At 63.7% G+C, this 14853-nt stretch carries 17 protein-coding genes; 5 read left to right on the top strand and 12 right to left on the bottom strand.

The genetic code is table 11. The annotated features are described in order from the left end of the window. On the top strand, window positions 1-303 hold a 303-nt coding region (locus I6E58_RS14230; RefSeq protein ID WP_231595633.1), incomplete at its 5' end, for a hypothetical protein. Here the strand turns inward: I6E58_RS14230 and I6E58_RS12885 are convergent. The 4 genes from I6E58_RS12885 to I6E58_RS12875 form a co-directional block, all read right to left on the bottom strand. Continuing rightward, the gene (locus I6E58_RS12885; protein WP_197134386.1) at window positions 293-544 is read right to left on the bottom strand and encodes a hypothetical protein; all 252 of its coding nucleotides are present in this window, start codon (window positions 542-544) and stop codon (window positions 293-295) included. The two genes, I6E58_RS14230 and I6E58_RS12885, sit on opposite strands and share 11 nt — an antisense overlap. 204 nt (window positions 545-748) lie before the next feature. Beyond that, window positions 749-874, bottom strand: a complete 126-nt coding sequence (locus I6E58_RS14380) for a hypothetical protein (RefSeq protein ID WP_255531574.1) — start codon at window positions 872-874, stop codon at window positions 749-751. A gap of 2 nt (window positions 875-876) precedes the next feature. Continuing rightward, window positions 877-1452: a helix-turn-helix domain-containing protein gene (locus tag I6E58_RS12880; RefSeq protein WP_197134383.1), complete on the bottom strand. Its 576-nt coding sequence runs from the start codon at window positions 1450-1452 to the stop codon at window positions 877-879. 258 nt (window positions 1453-1710) lie between these two features. Further along, window positions 1711-2472 (bottom strand): MBL fold metallo-hydrolase, encoded by a 762-nt coding sequence (locus I6E58_RS12875; protein WP_197134380.1) that lies wholly within the window; start codon window positions 2470-2472, stop codon window positions 1711-1713. An 11-nt stretch (window positions 2473-2483) separates the two neighbouring features. Between I6E58_RS12875 and I6E58_RS12870 the strand changes: the two genes are divergently transcribed. After that, window positions 2484-4430 carry a thioredoxin domain-containing protein gene (locus tag I6E58_RS12870; RefSeq protein WP_197134377.1) on the top strand — a complete coding sequence of 649 codons (1947 nt, stop codon included), beginning with the start codon at window positions 2484-2486 and terminating at the stop codon, window positions 4428-4430. On the opposite strand, the gene I6E58_RS12865 is transcribed toward I6E58_RS12870, so the two are convergent. The 3 genes from I6E58_RS12865 to I6E58_RS12855 all read right to left on the bottom strand — a co-directional run bounded on the left by I6E58_RS12865 (window position 4427) and on the right by I6E58_RS12855 (window position 5353). Continuing rightward, the gene (locus I6E58_RS12865; RefSeq protein ID WP_197134374.1) at window positions 4427-4684 is read right to left on the bottom strand and encodes a type II toxin-antitoxin system RelE/ParE family toxin; all 258 of its coding nucleotides are present in this window, start codon (window positions 4682-4684) and stop codon (window positions 4427-4429) included. The two genes, I6E58_RS12870 and I6E58_RS12865, sit on opposite strands and share 4 nt — an antisense overlap. Beyond that, window positions 4684-4929: a type II toxin-antitoxin system Phd/YefM family antitoxin gene (locus I6E58_RS12860; protein WP_197134372.1), complete on the bottom strand. Its 246-nt coding sequence runs from the start codon at window positions 4927-4929 to the stop codon at window positions 4684-4686. Before I6E58_RS12860 ends, I6E58_RS12865 begins: the two co-directional genes overlap by 1 nt. A 79-nt stretch (window positions 4930-5008) precedes the next feature. After that, the gene (locus I6E58_RS12855; protein WP_197134370.1) at window positions 5009-5353 is read right to left on the bottom strand and encodes an HNH endonuclease; all 345 of its coding nucleotides are present in this window, start codon (window positions 5351-5353) and stop codon (window positions 5009-5011) included. Between the two features lie 86 nt (window positions 5354-5439). Here I6E58_RS12855 and I6E58_RS12850 point away from each other — a divergent pair, with 86 nt between their 5' ends. Further along, complete coding sequence (locus I6E58_RS12850) at window positions 5440-5919, top strand: DUF1003 domain-containing protein (RefSeq protein WP_197134368.1); 480 nt, start codon at window positions 5440-5442, stop codon at window positions 5917-5919. Here the strand turns inward: I6E58_RS12850 and I6E58_RS12845 are convergent. The 4 genes from I6E58_RS12845 to I6E58_RS12830 all read right to left on the bottom strand — a co-directional run bounded on the left by I6E58_RS12845 (window position 5916) and on the right by I6E58_RS12830 (window position 10247). Beyond that, the gene (locus I6E58_RS12845) at window positions 5916-6488 is read right to left on the bottom strand and encodes a CoA-binding protein (RefSeq protein WP_197134366.1); all 573 of its coding nucleotides are present in this window, start codon (window positions 6486-6488) and stop codon (window positions 5916-5918) included. The genes I6E58_RS12850 and I6E58_RS12845 overlap by 4 nt on opposite strands. 2 nt (window positions 6489-6490) lie before the next feature. Continuing rightward, a complete protein-coding gene (locus tag I6E58_RS12840; protein WP_197134364.1) occupies window positions 6491-7810 on the bottom strand; it encodes an O-acetylhomoserine aminocarboxypropyltransferase/cysteine synthase family protein in 1320 nt (439 codons plus the stop codon). A gap of 140 nt (window positions 7811-7950) precedes the next feature. Further along, window positions 7951-9675 carry a dolichyl-phosphate-mannose--protein mannosyltransferase gene (locus I6E58_RS12835; RefSeq protein ID WP_197134362.1) on the bottom strand — a complete coding sequence of 575 codons (1725 nt, stop codon included), beginning with the start codon at window positions 9673-9675 and terminating at the stop codon, window positions 7951-7953. Further along, a complete protein-coding gene (locus I6E58_RS12830; RefSeq protein ID WP_197134345.1) occupies window positions 9672-10247 on the bottom strand; it encodes a TetR/AcrR family transcriptional regulator in 576 nt (191 codons plus the stop codon). The genes I6E58_RS12835 and I6E58_RS12830 overlap by 4 nt, the downstream gene beginning before the upstream one ends. A 141-nt stretch (window positions 10248-10388) precedes the next feature. Here I6E58_RS12830 and I6E58_RS12825 point away from each other — a divergent pair, with 141 nt between their 5' ends. Next, window positions 10389-12926: an MMPL family transporter gene (locus tag I6E58_RS12825; protein WP_197134342.1), complete on the top strand. Its 2538-nt coding sequence runs from the start codon at window positions 10389-10391 to the stop codon at window positions 12924-12926. Between the two features lie 90 nt (window positions 12927-13016). Here I6E58_RS12825 and I6E58_RS12820 read toward each other — a convergent pair whose 3' ends face one another. Next, the gene (locus I6E58_RS12820; RefSeq protein ID WP_129073623.1) at window positions 13017-13886 is read right to left on the bottom strand and encodes a DMT family transporter; all 870 of its coding nucleotides are present in this window, start codon (window positions 13884-13886) and stop codon (window positions 13017-13019) included. Between the two features lie 146 nt (window positions 13887-14032). On the opposite strand from I6E58_RS12820, the gene rsmI reads away from it, so the two are divergent. Then, complete coding sequence (gene rsmI / locus I6E58_RS12815; RefSeq protein ID WP_197134339.1) at window positions 14033-14848, top strand: 16S rRNA (cytidine(1402)-2'-O)-methyltransferase; 816 nt, start codon at window positions 14033-14035, stop codon at window positions 14846-14848. The last annotated feature ends 5 nt before the right edge of the window (window positions 14849-14853 follow it).

Below are 14853 nucleotides of genomic sequence, written 5' to 3'. Positions count from 1 at the left end.
TCGCAGTCGGGCCGGATCATGCAGAACACTCTCACTGATTCGTGGGTGGCTGATCCGCGTACCGAGACCTCGACCTACACATTCGATGCGGCTGGTCGGCTAACTGAGGCGGTCATCCCGATCACCACTGGGTACTGTTATGACGCCTCTGACCGGTTGTTGTCGACGGCGGTGGCGGGTGCTCCGGCAGGCGCGAACACGTTGCTCTCGACAAAGCGGTGGCACGTAGTTCGGAGGCGTCTGAAAGTGTGGAGCCAACGACGAAACGTGACGGTAATTCGCTGGAGTAGCTTCATAGGTTGATCGGCCCAGGCTGCAGAGGGGAATCAGTTATCCCCTCGGCCAAAATAGCGGTCACCATCGATATCGCTCGGGGGCCGAGACTGTCTCCCGGATAGAAATCTTCGTATAACTCGTCGGCCTCGTCGAGGGAACTTATCTCGCACAAGCTCACGAGTAGTCGAATGTCGCGGGTGTCGCGACCGGGGCGGTTGGCGCGCAGTTTCATCGCCAAGAGTGCCTCTTTGGATGCGACCTGAATCACGATGTCGTCGCGATCATAGAGCGTGTCCCATTCAACAGCGCGGCCGAGGGTCGGCAGAGCATCCGCTTTGGTGACTTCAAAATTGAGCCAGGTGGGATCCCAATCGTGGCGTTGCGCAACGCGAGCGGCGGCTGATGCGACCGCAGCATCACTCCCCGGGCGAACGTGCAGTGAATCGAGATCTTGGGTGGTCCCGCGGTCGAACTAGCGCAACGAAAGCGCCGCTCCGCCGACCAACCGGATTCCTGCCACTTCGCCCTCCGCGCGTAGCTCCGCAATGAGTTCACGCAATCCGGTGATGATGTCATCCCTGTCGAGAGTGGTTGCCACGACTACACGCTCTCGAACGTGTCACGCCACGCAAGGACGCCGCGTTTAGCGAACTCGGCAGGGACTTCTGCGAGTGGAGCAACAGGGTCCGCAGGATCCACGTCAAGAGTTCGGTGTTTGCCGAGGAACCGGTGGGGGAGATCAACCCACTGCGGCAGAGGAATGCCCTCGTCTGCAAGTCGCCACGCTACAAGCGCTGCTAGTGCGGCATCCCACACCGGGTCGCGAGTCGACTCGGGCTCGGCAAGCCCGAGGACTCCGCGAATCAGTCCGTGCTCGGCGACAAGGTTGTCGTTGAGTTGCAGCAGGGCCCGAAGCGCCCTGTCCTTGTCGCCGGCTGCGAGCTGGTGACGGATTTCGGTAGCGGCGGTTGCAGCGTCGTCCCGGCGAGTGGGGGCGGAATACAGCCGGTGCCCCGCTCCAGCTAAGAGGCGGTCAATCGTGTCGAAGCTTGCATCGCGCCCTCGTTCTGAGCGAGAAACGCTGCCCTGATCGATCGAGGAACGAGAAGCAAGCTGCTCCTGAGTGAGGCGTCGACTTTTTCGGGCGGCGCGAACCAACGTAGATGCGTTTGCCATACTGATCTCCACCCTTCTTGCTCACAAATATAGCTTAGGAGACATATTTAGGGAAGCTCACCTACCAGAAAATGTCCCCGCTCACTGGACTGGCCACGAGCGTTGCCGAGAGCGACATCACTGCGAACAAGACGAAGCACCGAGAGTTGCTGAACCATTCACTAACGTTACTGAGAACTCTGAAAACGACGTGTGCGAACTAGACCGCGCTCGATCATGTGGTCAGAGAACTGGCAGAGGTGGTGTCGATGTTCTAACTCAGCGTTTGGAGAAAACCTCCACCGCAACCCCGGCCGGCGTCTCCACGAGGAACCCGGTCCCCGCGAACGCGGCTTCAAGGTCGGCACGGGTTTCGGTGAAGTGTTCCCAGCCCTCGGTATGGAGGCCAACCACATGGTCGACGCCCAAGATTTGGGCGGCTTCTGCGGCATCCGCTGAGGTCAACGTGAGAGGGCCGTTGACGGCGGAGATGCGGGCAGCACCGGCGAAGAGCACCGCGATGCTGATGTCGGGGAAGCGGTCTGCGATTTGCTGCACGAGCGGCAGGGAAGCGTTGTCGCCGCTGACGTAGATGGTGGGTTCGCCCTCGGCCTGCAGCACGAAACCGGTGACCGGGCCGACGCGGGCTTCCGCACCGGGAGGGCCATGCAGGGCCGGCACTGCGGTGACGGTCACGGCGCCGACTTCGCGGGATTCCCACGAGTCGAGGCCGACAACGCCGCCGCCGAAGAGGTCAGAGCCCGCCTTCATGGTGCTGATCGTCAGTACGCCGGAGGCAAGAAGTTCGAGTCCCTCATAGTCGAGGTTGTCTTGGTGTTCGTGATGCGACAGCAACACGAGGTCGACAGCGCCGACATCCGCTCGGCTCAGTGCCGGACCCGCCGTCTTGGTGAGCGGCACGCCGCCCTCGTCGGGGTAAAGCTGCGGGGCATCAAAGGTGGGATCAGTCACGATGCGCAATCCCGCATATTCGAGCAACGCGGTGGGGCCACCAATGTAGGTCACGGTCAACTTCGACATACTCTGAGACTATGCCCAATCGTCTGGAATCTGCTGCGAGTCCGTACCTGAGATCACACGCCACCAATCCGGTTCACTGGTGGGAGTGGTCTGCCGAAGCTTTTGCCGAAGCGCAACGCCGCGATGTGCCCGTGCTGGTCTCCATCGGCTACTCCACCTGTCACTGGTGTCACGTGATGGCGCGCGAATCCTTCAGCGACCCCGTGCTGGCCGCCTACCTCAACGACAACTTTGTGGCGATCAAGGTCGACCGCGAAGAGCACGCCGAAGTGGACTCCACCTATCTGGCGGCGGCATCCGCCTTCACGCCCAACTTGGGCTGGCCCCTCAACGTCTTCGTCACCCCCGCGGGGCGAGCCTTCTTTGCCGGCACCTACTGGCCGCCGACCGCGGTGGGGCAGCATCCGGCATTTCGGCAAGTGCTCGAATCGGTGACGGAGGCGTGGACCGCGCGGCGTGAGCAAGTGGAGACGAGCGGGGCCGCGATTGCTCAGGCGCTCGCCCAGAGCCGCGGTGTGGAGAGCGAACTCGTCACCGACTTTGCTGACGTGATCGATGCGCTCGCCGCGGCCGAAGATCTCGAGCACGGCGGATTCGGTGACGCCCCCAAATTTCCGGTCACGCCGGTGCTGCGATTCCTTCTCGATCGCGGTGCCCGCTCCGCCGAACACTCGCCCGAGGCAGCCGGCCTTGCCGACCGCACGCTGAAGGCGATGGCGGCATCCGCCCTGCGTGACCCGGTCGATGGCGGCTTCTTCCGCTACTCCACCCAGGCGGACTGGACCGACCCGCACTACGAACGCATGCTCTACGACAACGCCCAACTGCTCGCCACCTACGCGCTCGCCGACTCCGCCGAGATCGCCACCGGCGTTGCCGAGTTCTTGCGCGACCGGTTGCTGCTGCCCTCAGGAGCCTTCGCGTCGGGCCTCGACTCCGAAAGCACCGTCGACGGCAAACGCGTCGAAGGCTTCTACTATTCGCTGGATGCCGCAAGCCGCGCCCGCGTCGAAGCCCCGCCCCGCGACGACAAGATTCTCACAGGCTGGAACGGTCTGGCGATCGAAGCTCTCGCCTTGGCTGGCGCTCGTTTCGGCAACGCCGAGTGGATCGCGCTGGCTCGCGGTGCCGCTGACTTCTTGCTCGCTGAGCATGTGGGCCGGGCCGGCTCGGGTGCTGACGACGGGACGGGCTCAGGTGCTGGTGCTGACGACGGCTCGACTGCGACTGCGGTTGCCGGCGTCGCAGGGGAGCGGCTCGTGCGCACCTCCATCGACGGCATCCTCTCCGACGCGGCTGCAACCCTCGAAGACAGCGGAATGCTCGCCCAAGGCCTGCTCGAACTCTCGATCGCGACCGGCGAAGTTCGCTACGCAATCGCCGCCCGCGACCTCATCGACGGGGCGCTCGCAGCCGGAGCGGCGGGCTCGGGAAGCTCGCCCTTCGGCCTCCCCGGCGGCAGCGACTCCGTGCTCGCCGCGCAAGGTCTTTCGACCGAAGCTGACATCAGCGATGGAGCCCACCCCAGCGGTCTCAGCGCCATGGCCGCCGCCGCGCACACCCTCTTCGCTCTCACCGGCGACGCCCAATACCGGGATGCCGCCGAGGCATCCATGAAGTTGGTCGGCCAACTCGCAGCCCAGCAACCCATCTCGTTCGGAACCGCCCTCACCCTCATGTCGGAGCTCGGTGCACCCCTGCGCCAGCTCGTCGTCGTTGCCGGGGATGAGGTGAACGGCGAGCTCACGAGTCTGGCCCGCACGCTGCACCGCGCTGGAGGCATTGGTGTTGCGGTCTCGCAGGCTCAGGGCGACGCTTTTGCGGCATCCGGTTTCGAGTTGTTTGCTGCTCGCACCGCGACCGGCGGTCAGCCGACGGCGTACCTCTGCGAAGAGTTTGTGTGCCGACTGCCGCTCACCGATGTGGCTGCGCTGACCGCACTGCTGAGCACTAACTAGCGGTTGTAGACGTCGCGTCGATGCCCGAGGGTGACGACAACGACGAGCAGCACCTCATCCTGAATTGTGTAGACGATGCGGTAGTCGCCGATGCGCACGCGAAAACCGGGTCGCCCCTGAAGTGCCTTGGCGCCGGGAGGCCGCGGGTCGTGGCCGAGCAGCGCTATGGCCCCACGAATTCTGTCGCGATGCTGGTGATCGACTCGTTTGAGAGCGCGCGCCGCGGCGGGCGTGATCTCAATGCGATAAGCCACTACCAGCCCAGATCTGCCTTGACTTGATCCCAGGGAATGTTCGGGCCTTCATCGGCCATCGCTTCGTCAAAGGCAGCAACGTCTTCAGCATCTTCTAGCGCATCCATCATGCGTTCATACTGCTCTGGGCTTACGACAACGGCCGCGCGCTGCCCACGGCGCTCGATGAAAACTGCTTCGCGCTCTGACGTGGCGATGACCTCGGAGAAATTCTTGCGGGCATCCGCGATGCTGGTGGTCGACATGGCTCAATTGTACGTTTACGACCTAAAAATGTACATAAGGGTGTTCTGCGCAACCGCGAGGGGTAACCGCGCGGGCGAGCTACAGAATCCCGAGTGCCTGCCGCACGTGTACATACTGCGTGAGGAAGGCACGTTCGTCGAGGCGCTTGCGGCGCATCCACGAGGTCACCTCGCTGTTGCTTTTGCTTGCATTGCACGAGCCGCACGCGGGCACGACGTTGCCGACGGTGTAACTGCCGCCGCGGGAGATCGGCTGAACGCAGTCCTTTTGTAGCGGGGAGTCGGTTGCGGCGCAGTAGGCGCAGCCACCCCACTCACGAGCGATCTCGATCCACTGCTCGGCGGTGAGGTCGTTGTCGGCGGCATCCACTCGACGTTTGCGGCGTCGGGCGGCGCGAGCGCGTCGAGTCTGAGCCACAGCCATACCGCTAAGTTACTGCACGAGACTCGTCGACACCGGAACCGTCGCGGCGAGTGACCTCAGGACACTAGCGATCTAGGCTGTGCTGCATGAAGATCATGAGCGCGCGTAAACCCCGTAACTGGCACCGAGCCCACGATGACTCGCTCACGACCGGTCAGCGAGCGGCTGACACGCTGCGTAATTCGATGGGCAGCTGGACCTTTGTGATCAGCTTCATGGCGTTCATGCTGATCTGGGCTGGCGTGAATTCGCTCACGGCGGCAACGTGGGATCCGTATCCCTATATTCTGCTGAACCTGTTTCTGAGCATGTTGGCGGGTCTCCAAGGGGCGATCCTGCTGATCTCCGCCAAGCGCCAAGACAGCATTTCTGCGGCGCTTGCCCAACACGATTACGACGTGGATGCCGCGGCAAAGGCTGACATCGAAGAGGTGTTTGCCCTCAACCAGCAGCAGTCAATCGTGATCGCTGAACTGCATGAAATCCTGAAACGACTCGATGAGGATCGGGCGGCGTGGATGAGCGTGCGGGAGAAGCTCGACGGAGATTCGGCTCCGTCGGCCTAGCGCCCCGCGCGACGCGAGGAAATAACCCCGGTGTCGAAGCCCATGAGGTTGAGTCCGCCGTTGAAGCGCGCGTGTTCGACTTTGAGGCAGCGGTCCATGACGATCGTCAGCCCCTGCGATTCGCCGTAGACGGCGGCTTCTTCGTTCCAGATGCCGAGCTGCACCCAGACCGCTTTCGCACCGATCGCGAGCACGTCATCGATCACGGCGGGGATGTCGCTGGCCTTGCGGAACACATCCACGATGTCGGGCACTTCGGGCAGCGAAGCCAGGTCGGGGTAGGCCTTCTGGCCCAGAATTGTGTCGGCGTTGGGGTTCACGAAGTACACGCGGTAGTCGGTGGACTGCAACAGGTAGGTGCCCACGAAATAGCTCGACCGTGAGGGATTGGGGGAGGCCCCGACAATCGCAATCGACTTGGCGCCGCGCAGGATGGCGGCACGTTTTTTGGCATCCGGCCCCACCCAGGTGCGCTGCGACTTGAGCAACTTCGCGAGCGGAGAGCTCGCGGGCAGGTCGCAGGTGAGCCCATTGCTGAGTTGGGTGGTTTGCACTTCTTCGGCCGACATCGTTAGCCCTTCGTCGCAGCGGTCAACGCCTGGTCGAGGTCGGCGATGATATCTTCGGGGTCTTCGATACCCACGCTGATGCGCACGACACCCGGCAGCACGCCGCCGTCGATGAGCTGCTGCTCGGTGAGCTGTGCGTGCGTCGTCGACGCGGGATGAATCACCAACGTTTTCGCGTCGCCAATGTTGGCAAGGTGGCTGGCCAGCTCCACGCTCTCGATGAACTTTTGGCCCACCTCCCGGCTGCCCTGCGTGCCCGTCGCGCGCACCTCAAACGAGAACACCGAACCGGCGCCCTTCGGCAAATACTTCTGAGCACGCTCGAAGTGCGGATGCCCGGGCAGCCCAGCCCAGTACACCGTCTCGATGCGCGGGTCGGCCTCGAGCCACTCGGCGACGATGCGCGCGTTGTCGACGTGGGCTTGCATCCGGAAGGGAAGCGTCTCGACGCCGGTCGCGAGCAACCAGGCCGAGTGCGGGGCGAGAGCCGGGCCGATGTCGCGCAGCTGCTCAGCGCGCAGGCGGGTGAGAAAGGCGTATTCGCCAAAGTTTCCGCTCCAGTTGAGGCCGCCATAGCTCGGAACGGGCTCATCGAAGAGCGGGAAGTGCTCGTTGGCCCAGTCGAAGCGGCCGCTCTCCACGACCACACCGCCCAGAGTCGTGCCCGCGCCACCTAAAAACTTCGTCGCCGAATGCGTGATCACGTCGGCGCCCCACTCGATCGGGCGGCTCAGATACGGGGTCGCGACCGTGGAATCGATCACGAGGGGGATGTTGTGCGCATGCGCGACTTCAGCGAGTCCCTCAATGTCCGCAATCTCGCCGGACGGGTTCGCGATGGTCTCCGCAAAGATCAGCTTCGTCTTTGGGGTGATCGCCGCCGCATAGTCGGCGGGGTCGGCGGAGCGCACGAACGTGGTTTCGACGCCAAAACGACGCAGCGTGACATCCAACTGAGTAATAGAACCGCCATAGAGGTTGGCGCTCGAGACGATGTGATCGCCCGCACCGGCGAGGGCGGCGAAGGTGATGAACTGTGCGCTCAGTCCGCTGCCGGTGGCAACGGCGCCGAGTCCGCCCTCGAGCGACGCGACCCGTTCCTCGAAGCTGGCGACCGTCGGGTTAGCAAGCCGGGAATAGATGTTGCCGTACTTCTGCAGGGCAAAGCGGGCGGCGGCATCCGCGGTGTCATCGAAGACATAGGCGCTGGTCTGGTAAATCGGCAGAGCGCGAGCGCCCGTCGCCGCATCGGGAATGTTGCCCGCGTGAATTGCGCGCGTGCGAAAACCATAGTTGCGGTCGGAACCGCTCTGCTCAGCCATAGCCACAGGCTACCCAACCGGATGCCGCAGCCGCGTCCGCGACGTAACAGAACGCCACGAAGTGGCTGGTCCGCACTCGCGTGGGTCTGCACCGCGACCGGGGTAGCACCCCGAAGCGGTAGCACGCCGCGGCCGCTGGCCTAGACCCAGGTCGGCAACCACCAGCGCAGGCGCAGCAGGTCGTAGTCGATGACCTGACCGGTCCAGAGCGGCCAGAAGAAGACGCTGACAGCGATGGCGACGACCACAAATACGGCTACAACGCCCAGGCCACTCGTGCGCCGATACCGGTCGTCGTCTTGCGTGCCGAGGATCACCCCGAGCGCGGCGACCAACGCCAAGATCAGGTACGGCTCGAACACGATTGTGTAGAACTGGAAGACGGTGCGGTTCAGATAGAGCAACCAGGGCAGGTAACCGGCGGCGACGCCCATCAGAATGAACCCGGTCTGCCACTGGCGGTAGCGCACCAGTCGGTACACGAGGTACAGCATGGCGGCGGTCGCAGCCCACCAAATGATCGGGTTGGCGATTCCGGAGATCGAGGCGCCGCAGGCATCCGCGAGACAACCGTCGTCGCCGCGCGCAACGTTTTCGTAGAACATGCTCGTCGGGCGGATCAGCAGTAACCAGGTCAGCGGGTTCGCTTGGTAGGGGTGGGGTCGGGTTTCACCCACGTGATAGCTGTAGACGCTCGACTGAAAATGCCACAGGCTCTGGATGTCGAGGGGCACCCAACTGAGAACGCCTGTCCACGCATTGCTGTCGGATTCGGCCCAGTCGCGGTCGTAGCCGTTGTCGCTGAGAAACCAGCCCGCCCACGTGCTGAGGTACACGAGCAGCGCGACCGGAACGGTGAGCAGAAAACTCACGGGGGCTTGCTTGAAGAGCGTGCCGGAACCCCAGAAGACGATGCCAGCCTGACGGCGAGCGAGAGCATCCACCACGAGGCTGTAGACCGCGAAAGCGGCCAAGAAGTAGAGGCCATTCCACTTGACGGCGGCGGCAAGCCCGAAGGCGACAGCGGCGAGAATGAGCCACGGTCGCCACCACAGTGCCGGGCCCCATTCGGTGTTCGCGCCGCGGAGCCCGCGACGACTGATCCACAGTGCCAGCCGCGTGGCCGAGTGCTCCCGATCGAGCAGCATGGCGCCGACGCCGAGCAAGGCAAAGATCATGACGAAATTGTCGAGCAGCGCGATCCGGCTCATGACAATCGCATTGCCGTCGATCGCCATCAGCAGCCCGGCGAGCGTCGCGAGCAGCGTGGAGCCGAACAGTTTCTTGGCGATCAGCATGAGCACGACGACCGCGAGGATGCCGACGATGGCTGTCGCGATGCGCCAGCCGAACGGGTCTTCGCCGCCGCCCGGCAGCATGCCCAATCCGATCAGCCACTTTCCGAGCGGTGGATGCACCACAAACGACGGATCGTTGAGGAAAATGTTGACCTTGCCGCTGTTGAAGAGCGCGTCAGCTTCGGTCGGCCACTGCGCCTCGTAGCCGAGGTTCACGAGAGTCCACGAATCCTTCACATAGAAGGTCTCATCGAACACCAGCGACGACGGATGCCCGAGGCCCACCAGTCGCGTGAACGCCGCGATCAGCACCACGATCACCGGCCCCGCCCACCCGAGCCAGCGGCGGGTTAGCGGGCTTCTCGCTGCCCACCAGTCGTCAAGGCGCGAGCCCGCGGCGGCGTAGCGGCGACCGACGGAATCGGGGTGCTCCGCATCAGCGCCGTCCGCCGGCGCAGGCGTATCTTCACCATGACCTGCACCAGCATCCGCGTCAGGCGTAGTCGAAAGCCACGGCGAATCACTCGCCAGAATGGCGTCGAAGTCGCGCGGTTTGCTCTGGTTCACTCCGCAATCGTACTCAGCGTCGCGCGTTCGTGGGGCGCGGTGAAGGTCTGCCAGATCCAGTCGGCGGCGGTGCGCGCCGGCGGTCGGGGTGTCATAGCGAGCCAGGCGTCGATGATTCCGAAGGTTGCACCGGTAATGCTGGCACTCGCGATGTCGAGGCGCACGCCGTCGGGGGCGGTGGGGTCGTGATCGAGGATTCCTTGGCGCACGATGAGATTGAGGCGTGTTCGCAGTCGCGACGCCACAAACGCTGAGCCGCGGGGGCCGAGCGCGCTGGCATAGATGGCGGCGTTTCCGTCGAGGTGCTCGAGGTAGTTCAGTAGGGCCGGTGGTGGATCGGTGCTGAGAGGGTCGAGGTCAACCAGTTGCACTCCCGCTTCGTCGGCGGCAGCTTCGATCGCGAAAGCCAGCAGCGTCTCTTTGTCGGCGTAGTGCTGGTAGAAGCTGCTGCGGTTGACTCCCGCGCGTTCCACGATTTCGGCGACGGTAACTTCATCGAATGGTTGCTCCTGGGCGAGAGCGAAAAGTGCCTGCTGCAGGCTTCGCCTGGTGCGTTCGACTCGGGCGTCCATTGCTCGATTCTTGCAGAACAATGCCCCACAACGGGTGAGTTTTCCGACAATTGTTGGAAAACTCAGGCGCGGCGAAATATCATAGAGCGCAGCCCGAAGACGTGCTCGTTTTTGTGTTCCCTACGAGAGGTTTTCTTCAGCATGGCTGAATTCCTGTACCGCCTTGGCCGCCTTTCGGCCCGCCGCGCCTGGCTCTTTATTGTCAGCTGGCTCGCCGTGCTCGGCCTCGCGGTTGGTGGCTTCGCCCTCTTCGGCGGCACGCTTTCGTCGACCATGACAATTCCCGGCACCGAAACTGAGCGCGTGGCCTCCGAGCTCACCGACCAACTGGGTGATGTTGGCGGCATCTCTGCGACCGTCGTGTTTGGTTCAGAAGACGGCAGCGCTTTCTCAGACACGCAGCGCAGCGAGATTACGGATGCTCTCGCCGAGCTCACTGCGCAGAACGATGTCAGCGCCGTCATTGACCCCTTCGAGACTGACGCCCAGCGAGCCGAACAAGCGCAACAGATCGTGGACGGCCGCGAACAAATCGATACCGGCAAGCAGCAACTCTCCGACGGCCAAGACCAACTCGACGCGGGGCTTCAACAGCTCGAAGCAGGCCAGGCTCAACTGGACGCTGCCATCGAGCAGGCCACAGCCGCCGGCTTCTACGACGCCTCGATAGCGCAGTTCGAAGCGCAGCAGGCTCAGCTCGATGCTGGCAAGGCCGAGCTCGACGCCCAGCAGACCACTATCGACCAAAACATCATCGAACTAGGCAAGCAAGAGCGAGAACTCGGCTTTGGCGAACGCCTTCTGGATGCCGCCTCGGCCATCAGCTTCGTCTCCGACGACGGGGCCACAGCACTCGGCCTGATCACGTTCGACAGCGAACTACTTGACCTCTCGGGCGAGACGAAGAGCGAGATTGCGGCCGCACTGGATGCCATCGACATCGATGGCGTCACTGTCGACTACTCGTCATCCATCACCACCTCGACCGATGGTCTGTTGGGCATCGGCGAGATCATCGGTGTGCTGTTGGCCGGGCTGGTTCTGCTCGTGCTGTTCCGCTCGTTCTTGCCCGCAACGTTGCCGATCGTCTCCTCGATCATTGGCGTTGGGGTGGGCGTCGCGGGTTCGCTCGCCTTCTCCGGCGTTGTCGATATGACCTCCGTCACCCCGATTCTGGGCGTGATGCTCGGCCTCGCGGTCGGTATCGACTACACGCTCTTCATCGTGCAGCGCCACCGTCGCCAACTCGCGGCGGGCATGGACCTTCACGAGTCGATCGGACTCGCTAACGGCACCTCGGGCAACGCGGTGCTCTTCGCTGGGTCGACGGTTCTGGTGGCGCTGCTCGCTCTCAACGTCAGCGGCATCCCGTTCCTCGGCGTCATGGGAACGGTGGGCGCTGTGTGCGTTCTCATCTCGGTGCTGATCGCTGTGAGCCTCACTCCCGCGCTCCTGGCGCTTCTCGGCAAGCGAGTTCTTTCTCGCAAGGCCCGCGCCAACATCGGTCACGAATCGCACGTGCTTCCGCCGGCGCGCGCCATGCGCACGAGCCGCGCGGTGGTCATGCTGATCGTGGCGACGCTCGGACTGCTGATCGTCGCGATCCCCGCGCTCTCGATGCGCTTGGGGCTCCCAGATGGTTCGTCAGAGCCTGCCGATTCGACCCAGTACCGCACCTACACGGCAATCGCCGAAGAATTTGGGGCTGGTCAGAACGGCACCCTCCTGGTGACCGCGACCCTTCCCGCCGGTGTTACCGAGGACGCGGAACTCGAAACTCAAGCCGATTTGGCCGACCAGTTGTTGGCCTTCGATGACGTGGAAGCGGTCGCACCGATCGGTGTCTCCGCTGCGCGGGATTACTTCGCGTTCCAGGTCGTTCCGGTGGAGGGGCCCACGAGCGTATCGACGGGAGAACTCGTTCATGAACTGCGCGACAGTTCTCCGCTCGCGGGAGACATCGAGCTCGGCGTTGCCGGCTCGGCTAGCGGAAACATCGACATCTCCGAGAAGCTCGCCAACGTGCTGCCGCTGTACCTCGCGGTTGTCGTTGGCCTGTCGCTGATCATCCTGATTCTGGTGTTCCGCTCGCTGCTCGTGCCCGTGATCGCGACCCTGGGATACGTGCTGTCGCTGCTCGCAGCGTTCGGCTCGATGGTCGCTGTGTACCAGTGGGGCTGGTTGGGAGCGCTCTTCGGCGTCACCGATCCGGGTCCGCTGCTGAACTTCGCCCCGATCATCATCATGGGCGTGCTGTTCGGTCTCGCGATGGACTACCAGCTGTTCCTTGTCTCGGGAATGCGCGAAGCGTACATTCACGGAGTGCCCGCGCGGGCCGCCGTCATGAGCGGACTCCGCAGCGGTCGTGCCGTCGTCACCGCCGCCGCGATCATCATGATTGCTGTCTTCGGCGGCTTCGTGTTCTCGCACTTGGCGATCGTCCGCCCGCTCGGCTTCGGCCTCGCCATCGGCGTGCTCTTCGACGCCTTCGTGGTGCGGATGATGTTGGTCCCGGCCCTGATGCACCTGTTCGGCAAGTCCGTGTGGTGGTTGCCGCGCTGGCTCGACCGCATCCTGCCGAGCGTGGATGTCGAGGGTTCAGCCCTCGAGCGCAGTCACCCGATCCATGCTGCGGAACCGGATGACGCGAGCAGCGACTCGGTACCAGCCGCCCGCTAACACCCGCATTCACAGAGCATCTGCACCACGCAGCATCCGCAGCACACAGCATCCGCACCCACGGTGTTCACTGCCCGGAGAAGCTTCGCGTTACAGCGGAGTCTCTTCGGGCAGTAGTGCGTTCGGCCCCGCTCCGGGGGCGCCCGGCACACGGGATGCCGCTCGCACTGCCCCAATGGAGGCGGCGATCACGAGCGCGATTCCGAATCCCTGCACCAGCGTGATGTTTTGGCCGAGCACGAAGAATCCCGCACCTGTCGCGATGGCCGGAGCCAGTGCCATGAGTACCGAGAAGGCGGCAGCAGAGATGCGGCGCAGCGCAATGAGTTCGAGGGCGTAAGGGATCGCGGAGGAACAAATCGCCACCGCCAAACCGCGCACCAGAATTGACGGCTCGAGTAGCGTGCTCCCCGCTTGGGTGATGCCGAAGGGGAGGCTGATGATCGCGCCGATCGCCATGGCGATGGCGAGGCCATCCAAGCCAGCAAAGACCTGGCCGGTCTTGCGAGACGCCAAAATGTAGCCCGCCCACGACACTGCGGCGGCGAGGGCGAAGGCGACGCCGACCGGGTCAAGGGCCCCGACGCTACCGAGGCTCAGCAGGGCAACCCCCGCGAAGGCGAGCACCGCCCACAGCCAGGCGCTGGCGCGACGAGCGACGATGACAGAAAGCACGAGAGGGCCGAGAACTTCGATCGTAACGGTCGCGCCGAGATCGACTCGAGAGAGAGCTTCGTAGAACAGCAGGTTCATTCCGCCGAGCGAAATACCAAAAACGAGAGCCATGAGCCAGGCGCGTTTCGAGATCGCGCGCAGGTTGGGGCGCGCGATGGCGAGAAGGATTGCCGCCGAAAAAACGAGCCGCAGCGAGACCATGCCCGCGGGCCCCACCTCGGGAAAGAGCAGCACAGCAACCGAGGCTCCGACGTCTTGAAAAATGAGCCCGAAGACAACGAGCATCACGGCGCCCAGAGGGGTGCCTCTCAAGGGCGGGGGAGTCGACATAGTGCAACACTACGACCTCAGAACGGATGCTTTGCGCACGTCAGGCCCAGACCATTTTCGGCCGCGCCGCACGCGACGAAGACGGGTGGGAGAATGGGGGAGTGATCATTCTTGCGGCGACTCCCATCGGCAATCTGGGCGACGCTTCTCAGCGTCTCATTGAGGCACTCACGAACGCCGAGGTGATCGCTAGCGAAGATACCCGCACGACCATTCATCTCATGCGCGCTCTCGGCATCGACAACCGGCCGCGGCTCATTCCGCTGCATGAACACAATGAGTCCGAGAAAGCCGCCGAGATCGTCGAGCTGGCTCGCGATGCCGATGTTCTTGTTCTCAGCGATGCCGGGATGCCGGCCATCAGCGACCCGGGATTCCCTCTCGTTGCGGCCGCCGCCGCCGCCGGGGTCACCGTTACCGCTCTGCCCGGACCGAGTGCAGTACTCACCGCCCTCGCGGTTTCGGGCTTGCCCACCGACCGCTTCAGCTTCGAAGGTTTCCTGCCACGCAAGGGCCGGGTCGCGTACTTCCGTGGTCTTGCTCGCGAAGAACGCACGATGGTGTTCTTCGAGAGCCCCAACCGTTTGCCCGCAGCGCTCGCCGACCTCGCCACCGCCCTCGGCGATGACCGCCGCGCTGTCGTCTGCCGCGAACTCACGAAGATGTACGAAGAAGTTGCTCGTGGCACCGCAGCGGAACTCGCCGAGAAGTTCAAAGATGGAGCCCGGGGCGAGATCTGTCTCGTGATCGAAGGCGCTGCTCCCGCGACATCCGATCTGCCAACCGCGGTCACCTACGTACTCTCACTCGTCGCTGACGGTGCTCGCTTGAAAGAAGCGGCAACCGAGGTGGCCGAGCAGACCGGGTTGAGCAAGCGCGAACTCTACGAAGCGGCGTTGCAGGCCAAAAAGAAGTAACCCGA

This window comes from Salinibacterium sp. SWN1162, from assembly GCF_015864675.1.
Lineage (GTDB): Bacteria > Actinomycetota > Actinomycetes > Actinomycetales > Microbacteriaceae > Rhodoglobus.
Note: the sequence above shows the minus strand (reverse complement) of the source record. Positions and strands in the feature narration are given on the sequence as shown.